This is a genomic window from Nocardioides sp. NPDC057577 (genome assembly GCF_042801335.1).
Lineage (GTDB): Bacteria > Actinomycetota > Actinomycetes > Propionibacteriales > Nocardioidaceae > Nocardioides.
The window spans coordinates 1-15,233 of sequence record NZ_JBHVGB010000156.1 but is presented as its reverse complement, the minus strand read 5'-3'; the positions used below and the strand labels follow the sequence as shown (position 1 = coordinate 15,233).

General features: G+C 69.9%; 15 protein-coding genes. 2 read left to right on the top strand and 13 right to left on the bottom strand.

Annotation, left to right across the window (positions count from 1 at the left end):
* Positions 1-2 precede the first annotated feature (2 nt).
* Together groES and ACFU7D_RS23500 are read right to left on the bottom strand one after the other, a co-directional pair.
* On the bottom strand, positions 3-296 hold the full coding sequence (gene groES / locus ACFU7D_RS23505) for a co-chaperone GroES (protein WP_008362423.1): 294 nt from the start codon (positions 294-296) through the stop codon (positions 3-5).
* A gap of 188 nt (positions 297-484) precedes the next feature.
* Positions 485-1,219, bottom strand: coding sequence for a hypothetical protein (locus tag ACFU7D_RS23500; RefSeq protein ID WP_378871839.1), 735 nt, complete (start codon positions 1,217-1,219; stop codon positions 485-487).
* A 149-nt stretch (positions 1,220-1,368) separates the two neighbouring features.
* On the opposite strand from ACFU7D_RS23500, the gene ACFU7D_RS23495 reads away from it, so the two are divergent.
* The gene (locus ACFU7D_RS23495) at positions 1,369-2,538 is read left to right on the top strand and encodes an SAM-dependent methyltransferase (protein ID WP_378871837.1); all 1,170 of its coding nucleotides are present in this window, start codon (positions 1,369-1,371) and stop codon (positions 2,536-2,538) included.
* 25 nt (positions 2,539-2,563) lie between these two features.
* On the opposite strand, the gene tsaD is transcribed toward ACFU7D_RS23495, so the two are convergent.
* The 10 genes from tsaD to glmS all read right to left on the bottom strand — a co-directional run bounded on the left by tsaD (position 2,564) and on the right by glmS (position 12,694).
* Entirely contained in the window at positions 2,564-3,625 is a 1,062-nt protein-coding gene (gene tsaD, locus ACFU7D_RS23490) for a tRNA (adenosine(37)-N6)-threonylcarbamoyltransferase complex transferase subunit TsaD (protein ID WP_378726292.1), read from the bottom strand.
* Positions 3,626-4,028: 403 nt separating this feature from the next.
* Positions 4,029-4,583: a hypothetical protein gene (locus ACFU7D_RS23485; RefSeq protein ID WP_378871834.1), complete on the bottom strand. Its 555-nt coding sequence runs from the start codon at positions 4,581-4,583 to the stop codon at positions 4,029-4,031.
* Between the two features lie 47 nt (positions 4,584-4,630).
* Positions 4,631-5,098 carry a ribosomal protein S18-alanine N-acetyltransferase gene (gene rimI, locus ACFU7D_RS23480; RefSeq protein WP_378871831.1) on the bottom strand — a complete coding sequence of 156 codons (468 nt, stop codon included), beginning with the start codon at positions 5,096-5,098 and terminating at the stop codon, positions 4,631-4,633.
* Entirely contained in the window at positions 5,095-5,757 is a 663-nt protein-coding gene (gene tsaB, locus ACFU7D_RS23475) for a tRNA (adenosine(37)-N6)-threonylcarbamoyltransferase complex dimerization subunit type 1 TsaB (protein ID WP_378871828.1), read from the bottom strand. The genes rimI and tsaB overlap by 4 nt, the downstream gene beginning before the upstream one ends.
* A 10-nt stretch (positions 5,758-5,767) precedes the next feature.
* Complete coding sequence (gene tsaE / locus ACFU7D_RS23470) at positions 5,768-6,712, bottom strand: tRNA (adenosine(37)-N6)-threonylcarbamoyltransferase complex ATPase subunit type 1 TsaE (protein ID WP_378871826.1); 945 nt, start codon at positions 6,710-6,712, stop codon at positions 5,768-5,770.
* A complete protein-coding gene (locus ACFU7D_RS23465) occupies positions 6,709-7,806 on the bottom strand; it encodes an alpha/beta fold hydrolase (RefSeq protein WP_378726282.1) in 1,098 nt (365 codons plus the stop codon). Before ACFU7D_RS23465 ends, tsaE begins: the two co-directional genes overlap by 4 nt.
* A complete protein-coding gene (gene alr, locus ACFU7D_RS23460) occupies positions 7,803-8,990 on the bottom strand; it encodes an alanine racemase (RefSeq protein ID WP_378726280.1) in 1,188 nt (395 codons plus the stop codon). The genes ACFU7D_RS23465 and alr overlap by 4 nt, the downstream gene beginning before the upstream one ends.
* A gap of 28 nt (positions 8,991-9,018) precedes the next feature.
* Positions 9,019-10,383 (bottom strand): NAD(P)H-hydrate epimerase, encoded by a 1,365-nt coding sequence (locus ACFU7D_RS23455; RefSeq protein WP_378726278.1) that lies wholly within the window; start codon positions 10,381-10,383, stop codon positions 9,019-9,021.
* 96 nt (positions 10,384-10,479) lie between these two features.
* Positions 10,480-10,833: a holo-ACP synthase gene (locus ACFU7D_RS23450; RefSeq protein ID WP_378871821.1), complete on the bottom strand. Its 354-nt coding sequence runs from the start codon at positions 10,831-10,833 to the stop codon at positions 10,480-10,482.
* Between the two features lie 13 nt (positions 10,834-10,846).
* Complete coding sequence (gene glmS, locus ACFU7D_RS23445) at positions 10,847-12,694, bottom strand: glutamine--fructose-6-phosphate transaminase (isomerizing) (protein ID WP_378726276.1); 1,848 nt, start codon at positions 12,692-12,694, stop codon at positions 10,847-10,849.
* 70 nt (positions 12,695-12,764) lie between these two features.
* On the opposite strand from glmS, the gene coaA reads away from it, so the two are divergent.
* Positions 12,765-13,730: a type I pantothenate kinase gene (gene coaA, locus ACFU7D_RS23440; protein ID WP_378726274.1), complete on the top strand. Its 966-nt coding sequence runs from the start codon at positions 12,765-12,767 to the stop codon at positions 13,728-13,730.
* 144 nt (positions 13,731-13,874) lie between these two features.
* Here the strand turns inward: coaA and glmM are convergent, their stop codons facing one another.
* Positions 13,875-15,230, bottom strand: coding sequence for a phosphoglucosamine mutase (gene glmM / locus ACFU7D_RS23435; RefSeq protein WP_378726272.1), 1,356 nt, complete (start codon positions 15,228-15,230; stop codon positions 13,875-13,877).
* Positions 15,231-15,233: the final 3 nt, after the last annotated feature.

Genomic DNA, 15,233 nt, shown 5'->3' with positions numbered 1-15,233 from the left:
CGTCAGGCGATGACCGCGAGGATGTCGCGGGCGGAGAGGATGAGGTACTCCTCGCCGGCGTACTTCACCTCGGTGCCGCCGTACTTGCTGTAGATGACCTTGTCGCCCACGGCGACGTCGAGCGGGACGCGGTTGCCCTTGTCGTCGATACGACCCGGGCCGAGCGCCAGGACCTCGCCCTCCTGGGGCTTCTCCTTGGCGGTGTCCGGGATGACCAGACCGGAGGCGGTGGTCTGCTCGGCCTCGACGGCCTTGACGACGATCCGGTCCTCAAGAGGCTTGATGTTGACCGACACTGTGTCGACCTCCCCATTTCTTTTCTACGGAGTCAGACTTCGGTGGGTGTTGCTACGTCTGTGCTTGCGATCTGCCACGTACGCCGTCGCGGGGGTCGCACCCGGCTCGCAAGCGCTGGCACACTCAGGGGGAGAGTGCCAGTGCAGACGTTAGCACTCGGTAGCAATGAGTGCCAGCAAGGCTGGCTCTATCGCTGGCCGGGGAGCCTCACCAGGAGCGCGACGGCACCTGCGAGAAGACCGATCACGATGATGCTGCCGGCGACGACGAGATCCCGCAGGGTCTCGTCGTCGTCGTCGGCGTTCTTCTCGGCGAGCGAGGTGACCGTGAGCTCTTCGCCATCGCTCAGGGCGGTCATCTGAGACGGGCTCTCCGACGTCGCGGGCCCAACGGCAGAGGGCTTGCGGCTCGGCTTCGGTTCGGGAGCTGCCGACGACGTCCGCTCGTTCGGCTCGTTCGGCTCGCGCTGCTCGGCAGGGCCCGGCGCGGCCGTCCCGTCGTCGCCGTCGGCGGCGCCCTGCTCCTCGTCGGCGTCCTGCGTGGCCGAGGGCGCGTCCGACCCGTCGTCCTGGTCATTCTCCGACCCGGAGCTCTCACCCGGCTCCGGTTCGGGCTCCGGCTCCGGCTGACCAGACTCCGAGGCCCTGACGTACGCCACCGAGTAGCCCCTCAGCGGACGCCCCTCGCTGTGCCAGACGGTCGTGGTGCGCTGCGGCGGCTCCAGGGTGTGCACCTCCGAGCCGCCACGGCGGCCACCGCTGTCCACGCAGTAGGAGGCGATCAGATAGCCGGCGGGCGCCGCCGCCGAGGCCGAGTACTCACCGTCCAGATGGTGGTAGCCGTTGCCCCGCGAACAGTCGCGGACCGGCGTCACCGTATCCGCGGAAGCGGGCGCGGCGAACAGCAGCGATAGCAGTGTCATTGAAAGCAGTGTCATCACTGCTGCGAGTGCCCCGAGGCTCTCCAGGATTCGACGTGAGGGACGGCACACGTGACGGCATCCTAGATCAGTGACACCCCGGAGGGTAATGGGAACTTCGAGTCCCGAACACCGCTTGAGAGGATCGGAGCATGGACCTCGACGCCTTCGCCTGGTTGCTGACCGATGACGGGCAACGGCTGCTGGCGCGGGCCACGGAGATGACTGCGTCGGGTGAGGACTCTGCTCTCGCGGTGCAGACGGCGCTGCGCAAGGACGAGTCGGCCGAGCGTGTCGCGGCGGCGATGACCCAGGTCGACCTGCGCCGGAAGGCGGTCGCCAAGTTCGGAGACCTGGCACCGAGGATGTACTTCACTCCCGACGGCCTCGAGCAGGCCACCCGCCTCGCCGTCGCCCACCACCGGGCGGCGCGGCTGCGGGCCTTCGACGCGGGAAACGTCATCGACCTGGGCTGCGGGATCGGCGGTGACCTGATCGCGTCCTCGCGTGCCGGGCTCACGGCCGCCGGGGTGGACCGCGATCCGGAGCGGGTCGCCGTCGCCCAGGCGAACCTCGACGCGCTCGGGCTGCCAGGTGCCGTCACCGTCGCCGACGCGACAGGTGTCGACCATTCCCCCTTCGATGTCGCGTACGCCGACCCTGCTCGTCGTGGCGCCAAGGGCCGGGTCTTCTCCGCAGAGGGGTGGTCGCCGCCGTGGTCGTGGGTCGAGACGCTTTTCGCGCGCGACGCGTGCGTGAAGGTCGCCCCCGGGATCCCGCACGACCTCGTACCCGACAAGGTCGAGGCCGAATGGGTCAGCGACCGCGGCGAGGTCAAGGAGGCCGCGCTGTGGTCGGGCTCGCTGGCCAGCACCGATCGACGGGCCACCGTGATCGGCGAGCGTGGACTGGCGACGCTCACCTCCGAGGACGACCCCGGCGCCGGGGTCGGCGCAGTCGCCGAGTTCCTCTACGAGCCCGACGGGGCGGTCATCCGCGCCGGTCTGGTCACCGCCGTCGCCGCCGGGGTGCAGGGCCATCTGATCGATGAGCACATCGCGTACGTCGCCTCATCCGCCTCCTTCGAGACACCGTTCGCCCGCGGGTATCAGGTGCTCGAGGAGCTCCCCTACCGGGACAAGCAGCTCAAGGCAGCGCTGCGTGAGCGTGGGATCGGGAAGCTGACCATCAAGAAGCGGGGCGTACAGGTCGTGCCCGAGCAGCTCCGCAAGCGGCTCGCGCTGTCCGGTTCCGAGGAGGCCACGATCGTGCTCACCAGGGTCGCCGGCGAGGGGACCTGTCTGTTGGTGCGGCCCTTCTGATGTAGCCGGTGAGGGCCGGTGAGGGTCAGACCAGGACGGTCGTGATCGGCTGGGACGAGTCCGCCGGAAGGTCCAGCGCCGAGGGCGTACGCCCCCTGGCCACCATCTCAGCCCCCAGAGCCGCCACCATCGCGCCGTTGTCGGTGCACAGGCCCGGGCGCGGGACTCGGACCCGGATGCCGAGCTTGGTGGCCCGCTCCTCGGCGAGCACCCGAAGCCGGCTGTTGGCCGCGACCCCGCCGCCGATGATGATGTCCTCGATGCCTTCGGAAGAGGCCGCGTCGAGGGCCTTTCGCACCAGGACGTCGACCACGGCCTCCTGGAAGCTGGCCGCCACATCGGCAACCGGGACGGGCTCGCCGCTGCGCTCCCTGGCCTCGATCCAGCGGGCGACCGCGGTCTTGAGCCCGGAGAAGGAGAAGTCGAAGCGGTGTCGTTCCAGGTCGCGACGGCCGGTGAGCCCGCGGGGAAAGTCGATCGCGATCGAGCTGCCCGACGTAGCGGTCCGGTCGATCACCGGGCCGCCCGGGAAGCCGAGGCCGAGCAGGCGGGCGACCTTGTCGAAGGCCTCGCCCGCGGCGTCGTCGATGGTCGCGCCCATCGGGTCGACGCCCTCGGTGATGTCGGTGACCCTGAGCAGGCTGGAGTGGCCGCCGGAGACCAGCATGGCGACGCACGGCTCGGGAAGCGGACCGTGCTGCAGCTGGTCGACCGCGACGTGCGACGCCAGGTGGTTCACCCCGTAGATCGGCTTGTCGAGCCCGAGCGCCAACGCCTTGGCCGCCGCGACCCCGACCAGCAGGGCACCCGCGAGTCCCGGACCTGAGGTGACGGCGATCGCGTCGACGTCGTGGAGCTTGATGCCCGACTCCTCGCAGGCCCGCTCGATCGTCGGCACCATCGCCTCGAGATGCGCCCGGCTCGCCACCTCAGGCACGACACCACCGAACCGGGCGTGCTCCTCGACGCTGCTCGCCACCGCGTCGGCCAGGAGCGTATGTCCGCGGACGACGCCGATCCCCGTCTCATCGCACGACGTTTCGATCCCGAGGACCAGGGGCTCATCAACGAGGGCACCGGAAGTCATGAACCCATTCTGCCTGCACGGCGATCTGCGGCTCGGGAGCAGCCTGGTTCCCGAGCTCGGTAACACCGCTCAATGACACCGCTCAATGACATAGCTCGACGACACGCATGGCCCTCATACGCCGGCCCGGGCGTGGAGGCCGCCCCTAGCTGCGGCGGACGAACGAACCTTCATTCACCCCGGACCCGCGAACGAACTTTCATTCCACCCAGACCCGCGAACGAACCTTCATTCCACCCAGACCCGCGAACGAACCTTCATTCCACCCAGACCCGCGAACGAACCTTCATTCCACCCAGACCCGCGAACGAACCTTCATTCACCCCGGATCCGCGAACGAATCTTCATTCACCTGGGACTCACATGGCCCATCCGAGAAGCATGCCGTCGGAGGTGCCGCCTCTCAGGCAGCTTGGGAGATGTCCAGATCGTCCTGGAGGGCTGAGTAAGCGGCGGCCCAGAGCTCTTGCGCGAGATCAGGCTCGATCGGATCGGCGGAGCAGAGACTGTCCCACAGCCCGCGGAGCAATATCACCAGCCCGCCCGATTCGAAGTCCGTGAGTTCCCGGCCGATCGAGCTGCGGAGCCAGAACCTGGCGTTGTGCCACAGATGTCGGACCGCCTCGCCGATGTCGTCGTTCGTCCGAGCGAGTTCCTCGATTCCCAGCCAGGCCCGCAGGAAGAACATCTCGTCGCGGCTCGAGGGCAGGTAGCCGACCCATCCCCGTAGGTTCACGCGCTGAGCGACCTGCTCCCAATAGATACCGGCGAATCCCGCCGCGGCGTGGGGCAGCATGTTCTCCCGACCGGCGAACCACTTGTGCAGCGTCGACATCCCCACGTTCGCCTCCTCGGCGACCACCTTGAGGGTGGGCGCACGCAAGCCGTCGCGCCCGATCGTCCTCGCCAGGGCGACGCCGGCTGTCGTCGATTCGAAACTGTTGCGGTTGAAGGCCATGGCACTGATCGCACCACAGACCACCGACATTTCAGCCGGATGCGGCCTCAGCCAGATGCCGCCGTCGAGCCGGTGAGCTCCATCGCCAGCACGATCCCCGTCGCCCCATCGCGGTAGTAGCGCTCGCGGCGGTCGATCTCGACGAATCCGGCTTGGTGGTAGAACTCGATGGCTCCGACGTTGCCCTCACGCACCTCGAGGAGAAGTCGCTCGGCGCCCTCGCTCCGAGCGAGGTCGATCGACGCGGCGAGGAGCGATCCACCGATCCCGCGGCGGCGCTGCTCCTCGGCGGTCGCGATCCGCTGGAGCTCGGCGATCTCGTAGACGACACTCACCAGCGCATGGCCGAGGACCGTCCCCGCATCATCGACGGCAACGAGGATCCGGACGGTCGGCATCTTCCCGTCGATCGCCACCTGCAGGTACTCCGGTGTCCAGGCGTCGTCGGGGAACGCCTCGAGCTCGAGGCCGGCGATCGCGTCGACGTCGTCCGGGCCGGCCGGGCGTACGGTCACTGGGACACCTTCTTCTGGACCTTCTTCTGGACCTTCTTCTGGGCAGCCTGCTCGACCGCATCGGGCCGACGCAGGTAGAGCGGCTCGGGATCCATCAGCTCGACCTGCTCCTCGGCGACGGCCCGGGCCAGCCAACCGGCGGACGGCCGCACCGGACCGAGAGGCGTCGGGAACGCGTCGGGATAGAGCAGCGCTCCCTCACCGACCACCGGCCCCGAGGTGGCGACCTCGGCGGGACGGGCGACGACGGGGCCCTCGAGGCGTACGCCGTCGGGGTCGTAAGAGGCCAGGTAGACCTCCTTGCGCCGCGCGTCCGTCGCCACGACGAACGGCCCACCGACCCCCGAGGCAACGGCCTCCACCGCCAGCACGTCGAGCGTGCAGGCGGCATAGACCGGGATCTCCAGCGCGAACCCGAGCGTCCGGGCGGTGACCAGCCCGACCCGCAGGCCGGTGAACGGCCCGGGGCCGGCGCCGACGGCGATGGCGGTCAGATCTTGGCGTACGATCCCGGCCTCCGCGAGGACGTCGGAGATCAGCGGCGCTAGCTGCTCACCATGCTTCATGGTGCGGTCGGAGACGACCTCGGCGACGACGTCGTCGCCATCGTGGAGCGCCACAGTCACCTGGGGCGTGGCGGTGTCAAAGGCGAGAAGCACAACTCACACCCTAGAGCGCGCTGAGGTCCACGCCGCGCCAGCGGGCCCCGACCGGGAGGATCTCCACCCGCCGAGGATCCGCACCGTCGGGCGCCTCGACCAGATCCAACGGAGCCTCGTCGGCCTCGGCGCGTACGATCCGGATCTCCAGCCGCGCCTCGGAGAGCCCCTCGGCCAGACCCTCACCCCACTCGACCACGGTCACCGCGTCGTCGAGATCGGTGTCCAGGTCGAGGTCGTCGAGCTCCTCGATCCCGCCGAGCCGATAGGCGTCGACGTGGACGAGCTCCGGGCCGCCGACCGTGGAGGGGTGCACCCGGGCGATCACGAAGGTCGGCGAGGTGATCTCGCCGCGCACCCCGAGCCCCGCCCCGAGACCCTTGGTGAACGTGGTCTTGCCGGCGCCGAGGCCACCGGAGAGGACGAGTACGTCACCGGCGGCGACCAGCGCGGCCACCCGCCGGCCGAGCTCCGTCATCGCGTCGGCGTCGAGCGCCTCGACGACGTACTCGTTCAGCGGTCGACGCAGCCGCACCGCCGGCGACTCGCGCGAGATCTCGCGAAAACCCTGACGGACCCAGAACCGCAACGTCTCCGGGAGCTCCTCGCGAGCGATCACCGCGAGATCGTCGAAACCCTCCGCACGCGCGACCCCGGCGGCGTACGTCACCATCTTGTGCGCGACCCCATGACCCTGCTGATCAGGCAGAACAGCGAAACGACGCAGCCACAGGGTCGATTCCGCAGGATCCATGAGGACGGTCCCGACGGCGACCCCGTCCAACCGCGCCACCACTCCACCGAAGCCGGAGAGGCGCTCCTTCATCGACCCCTCGGTCTCCCCGAGCGCATCCGCGGGCGGATCCAGCGGCGGCCGGGCGGAGAAGGCCGCCCGGACGATACCGAGCACCTCGGTCGCGCCCTCCGGCCCGACCCGCTCGAAGACGAGCGTCATGCCGAGGCCGCATCCCGGGTGGCCGAGGCGAGCAGCTGGTCGAGCTCGGCGTTGACCTGACCGTGCCGCTCGAGGATGACCATGTGGCCGGCCTTCTCACACTCGACCAGTCGCGAGCCCGGAATGTAGGAGTGCAGCTTGCGGCTGTGGCCGATCGAGGTCAGCCGGTCGGCGGTGCCGCAGATGATCGTGGTCGGCACCCGGCCGAGCGTGGCGATCGACTCGAACTTGTCCAGCGCACGGAAGCTCGGGAAGAACTCCGCGACGACCTCGAACGGCGTCTGCGAGAGGAGTCCGTCCACGAAGTCGACGTACGTCTCCGGCACCTCGTCCCCGAAGGCGAACACGTCGGTGAAGACGGTCGCCACCGAGGCCCCCATGGCGCGGAACCGGTCGACGATCCCGTGTCCCCTGGCCAGCGTCCACATGGTGCTGTTGGCGATCCCGCCGGACAGCTTGGCCGGGAGCACCGGGATCAGCAGCCGGCTCGGGTCGAGACCACCAGCGGTCGTCGAGATCAGGGCGGTGCCGATGATGCGGCCACCCTCGTCGTACGGCGCGAACAGCTCGGGGTGGTCCTCGGCGAGCGCGGCGACCGTCATCCCGCCCATCGAGTGGCCGACCAGGATCACCGGACCCTCCGGCACGACCGCGTCCAGCACCCGGAGCAGGTCGTCACCGAGCTGGTCGATGGTGGCGTTGCCCAGCGAGGAGCGGCCGCTGCGGCCGTGGCTGCGCTGGTCGTAGAAGACCGACCGCACCAGGCCACGGTAGGCGGCGCGCTGGAAGTGCCAGCAGTCGAGGTTGAGGCAGTAGCCGTGCACGAAGACGAGCGTCACCCCGTTCGCCCCGCCGGGATGCGTGTGAGCCGGGTCGACCTCGTCGACCTCGACATGAAGAGGTACGCCGTCGGAGGTCACCACGGTGACCGGGCAGGACCGCAGCGTACCGAGCGGGGTCCGGTCCTCGGGGCGTTCCTCGATCGCGCGGCGGCGCTTCCTGACCACCACCGCGCCGCGGGCCGCGGCAGCGACCGCCGCCGCTCCCAGAGTCCCTGCCGCGATCTGGCCGATCCGTGCTGCGATGCTGCTCATCTGTCGTCTCCCTGCTCGGTGTCGACGTCTGTGTCAACATAACGGCGCTTCATCCGTCCTCCGATTCTGGTGACGACCTCGTAGGCGATGGTCTCGCTCGCCTCGGCCCAGTCCTGGGCGGTCGGCTCGCCATCGGCACCGGTGCCCCACAGGACCACCTCGGCACCACGTTCGACCGAAGCCTCCCCGAGATCGACGACGATCTGGTCCATGCAGATGGTGCCGCGCACCGGGTAGCGGGCTCCCTCGATCCACACCTCGGCGCGATTCCCGGCACGACGCTGGATGCCCTCGGCGTAACCGACCGGGATCAGCCCCACCGTCGTCGGCTCCTCGGCCACCCAGGTGTGGTTGTAGGAGACACCCGCACCGGCCTCGATCGGCTTCACCAGCGCCAGTTCGGCCCGCACGGTCATCGCCGGGACGAGTCCGAGCTCGGCCCACGGCGATCCCTCGACGCCGGGCGCCGGGTCGATGCCGTACGTCGCGATCCCGACCCGCACCAGGTCGAGCCGCGCGCTGGGGCGAAGCAGCGCTCCCGCCGAGTTGGCGAGGTGACGCACCTCGGGCCGGAGACCGGCCTCCTCGGCCACGGCGAGCGCCTCGCCGAAGACCTTCTCCTGGAGGGCGCTGGCCGGATCGGCGGTGTTCTCGCTGGCGCTGAAGTGCGACCAGATGCCGGTGACCCGGATCGCTCCTTCGGCCTCCAGGATGCGCGCCAGCCCGACCAGCTTCGACCAGTCGGCGAACGCCGCGCCGCCCCGGGAGAGTCCGGTGTCGACCTTGAGCTGCACCCGCGGCGTTCGGCCCAGGGTGTCGCCGGCGGCGGCGAACTTCTCCAGGTCGGCGATCGTGTAGGCGGTGACGTCGATGTCCGCGGCCACGAGCTCCTCGGCGGGCTCGCTGGGCATGATCAGCCAGGCCAGCAGCCGGCCCTCGTCGCCGGCCGCGCGCAGCGCGAGCGCTTCGTCGGCCGAGGCGACGCCGAGCCAGTCCGCGCCGCCTTCGCGGGCGGCCCGCCCGGCCTCGACCAGGCCGTGCCCGTAGCCGTCGGCCTTGACCACCGTCATGATCGGCGTACGCAGGTGCTCCCGCAGCCGCGAGACGTTGTGTCGGATCGCGGCGAGGTCGATGACGATCTCGGCTCTCCGAAACGGAGCCCGAGGCGCTGGGCTCGGTGACATGGTGTCAAGGATAGTTGCCGCGCAGTGCTCAATTGCGCAGGGGGGAGACAGCAGGAAGGGATCGGATAACGGCGGGTATCGCCGCGGCCACGCCACTCGCGGTCACCGGCCCACCCGCGCTCGCGAGAGTGGCTGCGGTCCCGTGCAGCCAAGCCCCGGCAGAGGCGGCGTCGATGGGCGCGAGCCCCGCCGCGAGCAGCGACCCGATCAGTCCACCGAGCACGTCTCCCGAGCCGGCGGTGGCCAGCCAGGAGGTGCCCGTGGTGTTGACCCGTACCGGCGTGTCGGGGTCAGGTGAGGCGATCGTGGTGCGCCGCCCCTTGAGCAGCACCACCGCATCGAACCGCTTGGCGGCGAGCCGTGCATAGTGCAGCGGACGAGCCTCGATATCGCCGCGATCCTCTCGGATCAGTGCCGCGAGCTCGCCGGCGTGCGGAGTCAGGATCGCGGGCAGCCCGAGCGGCCCGTTCAACGCGCGCAGACTGTCGGCGTCGATGACCAGAGGTACGCCGCTCGCCCGGGCGAACGCGAGCGCACTGTTGGCGCCGTCGGCGCTGCCGGAGCCGACCACCCAGGCCTGTGCCTGGCCGTCGCCGACGACCTCCGGATTGTGCCGCTTGACCCATTCCGAGGCGGTGCCGACGTAGCGGACCATCCCAGCCAGTCCGGTGTTGGCGCCGGAGACGGCCAGCAGCGCGGCACCGGGATAGGTGGCGCTGCCGACCCTGAGCCCGACGACCCCGCGGGTGTACTTGTGCCCGTCCGGAGCCGGTCGCGGCACCAGCGCGGCCACGTCGGCGGCTTCGAGGCTCTCGACGGCCGGGGCCGGCAGGTCGAGGCCGATGTCGACCAGCTGGACCTTGCCGCAGGCCGAGGCCGCCGGATCGAGCAGATGGCACGGCTTGTAGGTGCCGAAGGTGACCGTCAGGTCGGCGCTCACGTGGGCGCCGTCGATCTCGCCGGTGTCGACACAGACCCCGCTCGGGGTGTCCACGGAGACCACCGGAACCCCGGCCAGCATCGCCAGCGCCTCCTCGGCCTCCGGCCGCAGCCCAGGCTTTCCCCCGATCCCGACGATCCCGTCGACGACCACCGCGGGTTGTGAACCTGAGAGTGGCCTATAGGCCACGCTGGGCTTCACAACTCTGCCTCCGGCGGCCCGCAGCGCCGCCAGCCCGCCGCTGTGCGCACGGTCCGACAGCAACCACGCCTCGACCTGAGCGCCACGACGCGCGAGCAGCGCCCCGGCGTACAACGTGTCGCCACCGTTGTCTCCGCTCCCGACCAGAAGCACGACCCGTCGGCCGTAGGCCCCGCCCAGGAGGTCGATGACCGCGTAGGCCAGCCCGGCCGCCGCACGCTGCATCAGTGCACCTTCTGGCAGGCTCGCCATCAAGGCCTTCTCTGCCGCTCTGACCTGCTCAACCGAGTGCGCACGCCGCATGGCCCAAGCCTACGCGTCATCGTTTCGGCGGGGACGGGCCGTTGGTCAGTCCTCCAGGACAACCATCGCCGAGGCGATGCCGGCGTCGTGGGAGAGCGAGAGGTGGACGGTGGCGACGCCGAGCTTCGTAGCCTGCGCCAGCACGGTCCCGCGGAGCTCGAAGCGCGGCTGGCCCGAGGACTCCGAGATCACCTCGGCGTCGTGCCACTCCATCCCCTGAGGCGCGCCGAGCGCCTTGGCGAGCGCCTCCTTCGCGGCGAACCTGGCGGCCAGCGAGGCCACCGGCTTCGTCGCCTCGGCCGGCGTGAACAGCCGCTCGCGCAGCCGTGGCGTACGCTCCAGCGACTCTTCGAAGCGCTCCAGGTCGCAGACGTCGATCCCGACGCCGAGGACAGCCATCAGTGAACCGCCATCACTCGACCGTGACGGACTTGGCGAGGTTGCGCGGCTGGTCCACGTCGTAGCCGAGCTCGGTGGCGAGCTGGCAGGCGAAGAGCTGCATCGGCACGACCGCGACGAGCGGCTGCAGGAGCACCGGCACCTTCGGCAGCCGGATGATCGTGTCGGAGACCGAGTCGACCGAGTCGTCGCCCTCCTCGACCAGCGCGATGGTGCGGGCGCCGCGGGCGCGCACCTCCATGATCCCCGAACGCATCTTGTCGTGCAGGAAGTCGCGACCGCGCGGGGGGACGATGCACCAGATCGGCAGGCCCTCCTCGACCAGTGCGATCGGACCGTGCTTGAGCTCGCCGGCCGCGAACCCCTCGGCGTGCAGGTAGGCGAGCTCCTTGAGCTTGAGCGCGCCCTCCAGTGCCACCGGATAGCCGGCGTGGCGGCCCAGGAACAGGAAGGCGCGGCGGTCGGCGTACTCACGGGCGAGGTCATAGACCTGCGGCGCCGTCTCCAAGACCTGAGCCACGGCCGCGGGCATCGCCTCGAGCTGCGTCATCACGCCGTCGATCTCGTCGCCGTACATCGTGCCCTTGACCTGCGCCAGGTAGAGCGCGAGCAGGTAGCAGGCGACCAGCTGGGTGACGTACCCCTTGGTCGAGGCGACCCCGATCTCCGGGCCGGCGTGGGTGTAGATGACCGCGTCGGACTCGCGCGGGATCGTGGAGCCGTTGGTGTTGCAGATCGCCAGCACCTTCGAGCGCTGCGAGCGCGCGTGCCGGATCGCCTGCAGCGTGTCGGCGGTCTCGCCGGACTGGGAGATCGCGACCACCAGGGTGGAGTTGTCGAGGATCGGGTCGCGGTAGCGGAACTCGGAGGCCAGCTCGACCTCGACCGAGATCCGGCACCAGTGCTCGATGGCGTACTTCGCGACCATGCCGGCGTAGAACGACGTCCCCGCGGCGATGATGATGATCTTGGTGACCTCGCGCAGCTCGTCATCGTCGAGCCGCATCTCGTCGAGATGGAGAGCCCCCGAAGGCGTACGCCGCCCCAGCAGCGAGTCGGCAACAGCACGAGGCTGCTCGAGGATCTCCTTGCGCATGAACCAGTCGTGGCCGTCCTTCTCGGCGGCGGCCAGGTCCCAGTCGACGTGGAAGCGGCGGCCCTCGGCGGGGGTGCCGTCGAAGTTGCTCACCTCCGCACCGTCGCGGGAGATCGTGACGACCTGGTCCTGGTCGAGCTCCATCGCCTCGCGGGTGTGCTCGATGAAGGCGGCGACGTCGGAGCCGAGGAACGACTCCCCCTCGCCCAGACCGACCACGAGCGGGCTGTTGCGGCGCGCGGCGACGACCCGGGACGGGTCCTCGGCGTCGATCGCGACGAAGGTGAACGCACCTTCGAGGATCGAGCAGACCCGCTGCATCGCGACGGTCAGGTCGGCCCCGCCGACGACCTCGCGCTCGAGCAGGTGAGCGGCCACCTCGGTGTCGGTCTGCGAGGTGAACTCGTGCCCGTCGGTCTCCAGCGAGGCCCGCAGCTCGGCGAAGTTCTCGATGATCCCGTTGTGCACGACCGCGACACGGCCGGTGCGGCCGACGTGCGGGTGGGCGTTGCCGTCGGTCGGGCCGCCGTGGGTCGCCCAGCGGGTGTGCCCGATCCCGGTCGTCGACGCCGGCAGCGGCGTGCCCGCGATCGCCTTCTCCAGGTTGGCGAGCTTGCCGGCCCTCTTGTCCACGGCCAGGGCCCCGTCAGCCGAGATCAGCGCGATCCCGGCCGAGTCATAGCCGCGGTACTCCAACCGCCGCAGGCCATCGATCACGACGTCCTGCGCCGACCGGTCTCCGACGTACCCAACGATGCCGCACATGGCGGATGATCCTACGGCTCTCGTGGACCCCAGCAGGAAGCGGCGGCGCATGTGCGTAACAATCGTTGCCATGTCACACCCCGGGCCACACGGCGACGACCGCGGCTCCTCGCCCTACGTCGAGCTCGACCGAAGCGCGTGGGCGGAGCTCGCGACCGAGACCGAGAGCCCACTGACCGAGGCAGAGATCGAGTCTCTGCGTGGCCTCGGCGACCAGATCGATCTCCGGGAGGTCGAGGAGGTCTACCTGCCGCTGAGCCGGCTCCTTAGCCTCTATGTGAGCGCCTCGGACAGGCTCCACGACCAGCAGGAGCTGTTCCTCGGCAAGACGATGCCGGAGCGTACGCCGTTCGTCATCGGTGTCGCCGGATCCGTCGCGGTCGGCAAGTCGACCACGGCTCGTGTGCTCCAGCAGATGCTCGCCCACTGGCCCGAGCACCCCAACGTCGCCCTGGTCACCACCGACGGGTTCCTCTACCCCAACGCCGAGCTCGAGCGGCGCGGCCTGATGGAGCGCAAGGGCTTCCCGGAGTCCTACGACCGCAAGGCCCTGCTCCGCTTCCTCGTCGACCTCAAGTCGGGTGAGGACGAGGTGCGCGCGCCGATCTACTCACACCTGACCTACGACGTCACCGACCAGACCGTGCTCGTCAAGAAGCCCGACATCGTCATCCTCGAGGGCCTCAACGTCCTGCAGCCCTCCCGCGTCCGCGCCGACGGCACCATCTCGCTGGCTCTCTCGGACTTCTTCGACTTCTCCGTCTACGTCGACGCCGGGTCGCGCGACATCAAGCAGTGGTACGTCGACCGCTTCCTGCGACTTCGCGAGACCGCCTTCCGCGACCCGTCGTCCTACTTCACGAAATACGCGGCCCTGAGCCACGACGAGGCCATCACCCGCGCGACCGAGATCTGGAACGAGATCAACGGCCCCAACCTCCGCGAGAACGTCCTCCCCACCCGCTCCCGCGCAACGCTGGTCCTCCGCAAGGACAGCGACCACTCGGTCCGCTACGTACGGCTGCGAAAAATCTGAATCTCCCCGTCGGTCGAGCCGGGTTCGTGAGGAACGAACGAACCCGTGTCGAGACCAACACGGTCCCCTCGGCGCTCGACGGGACTGTGTTGGTCTCGACACGCCTCCGCCTAGCGGCTCCGGCGGCTCGACCAGCGGCGCTGTCTAGAGAGCGAGCCGCACCCGGACCACGTCCGCGAGCCGCTCGGCGCACGCCTCGGCCTCGTGATGAGTGGGGGCCTCGACCATGACGCGTACGAGGTTCTCGGTGCCGGAGGGACGCAGCAGGATCCGCCCGGAACCGGCCAGGGCCGTCTCCTCGGCAGCCACGGCCTCGAGGAGGCCGTCGTCGGTCTTGCAGCGGGCCTTGTCGACGCCCTTGACGTTGAGCAGGACCTGCGGGAGGCGGGTGACGGCGGAGGCGAGGTCGGCGAGGGTGCGCCCGGTGAGGGTCATCCGCTGCAGGACGTGCAGCGCGGTGAGGATGCCGTCGCCGGTGGTGGCGTGCTCGCTCATGATGATGTGGCCGGACTGCTCGCCACCGATGGCGTAGCCGCCCCGGCGCATCTCCTCGAGCACGTAGCGGTCACCCACGGCGGTCTGCTTCACATGGACGCCGGCGGCGTCCATCGCCTTGACGAAGCCGAGGTTGCTCATCACGGTGACGACCACGGTGTCGTCCGGGAGCCGGCCGGCGTCGTGGAGGCCGAGGGCGAGGATCGCGATGAGCTGGTCGCCGTCGACCAGGTTGCCCTCACCGTCGACGGCCAGACAGCGGTCGGCGTCGCCGTCCCAGGCGAACCCGACGTCTGCGCCGTGCTCGAGGACCGCCTTCTGGAGCATCTCCGGGTGGGTCGAACCGACCCCGTCGTTGATCGAGAGACCGTCGTTGACGTCGTTGATCGCGATCACCTTCGCCCCGGCCTGGTCCAGGGCCAGCGGACCCGCGGCAGCGGCCGCGCCGTTGGCGCAGTCGACGACGACGGTCAGCCCGTCAAGGCGGCGCTCCAGCGTGGAGATCAGGTGGGCAGCGTACGTCTCCACGGGGTTCTCGTGGGTCGAGATCCGGCCCACCGACGCGCCGGTGGGGCGGTCCCAGGGCTCGTCGAGGTGTGCCTCGATCCGGTCCTCGAGCACGTCGTCGAGCTTGTGCCCGCCGCGCTGGAGGAACTTGATGCCGTTGTCGGGCATCGGGTTGTGCGAGGCCGAGATGACCACGCCGAGGTCGGCTTGGAGGGCCGCGGTGAGGTAGGCGACCCCCGGCGTCGGCAGCACGCCGACGTCGATCACGTCGCAGCCGGCCGAGGCCAGACCTCCGGCCACCGTCGCCTGCAGGAACTGCCCGGAGACGCGCGAGTCGTTGCCGACCACCGCCAGCGGCTTGCGTCCGCTGCCGGAGACGCGCAGCTCCTCGGTCAGGACCAGTGCCGCTGATGTCGCCAGATTCTGGGCGAGCGAGGCGGTGAGGATCTCCCCGTTCGCGAGACCGCGAACTCCGTCAGTGCCGAAAAGGCGTGCCACGTC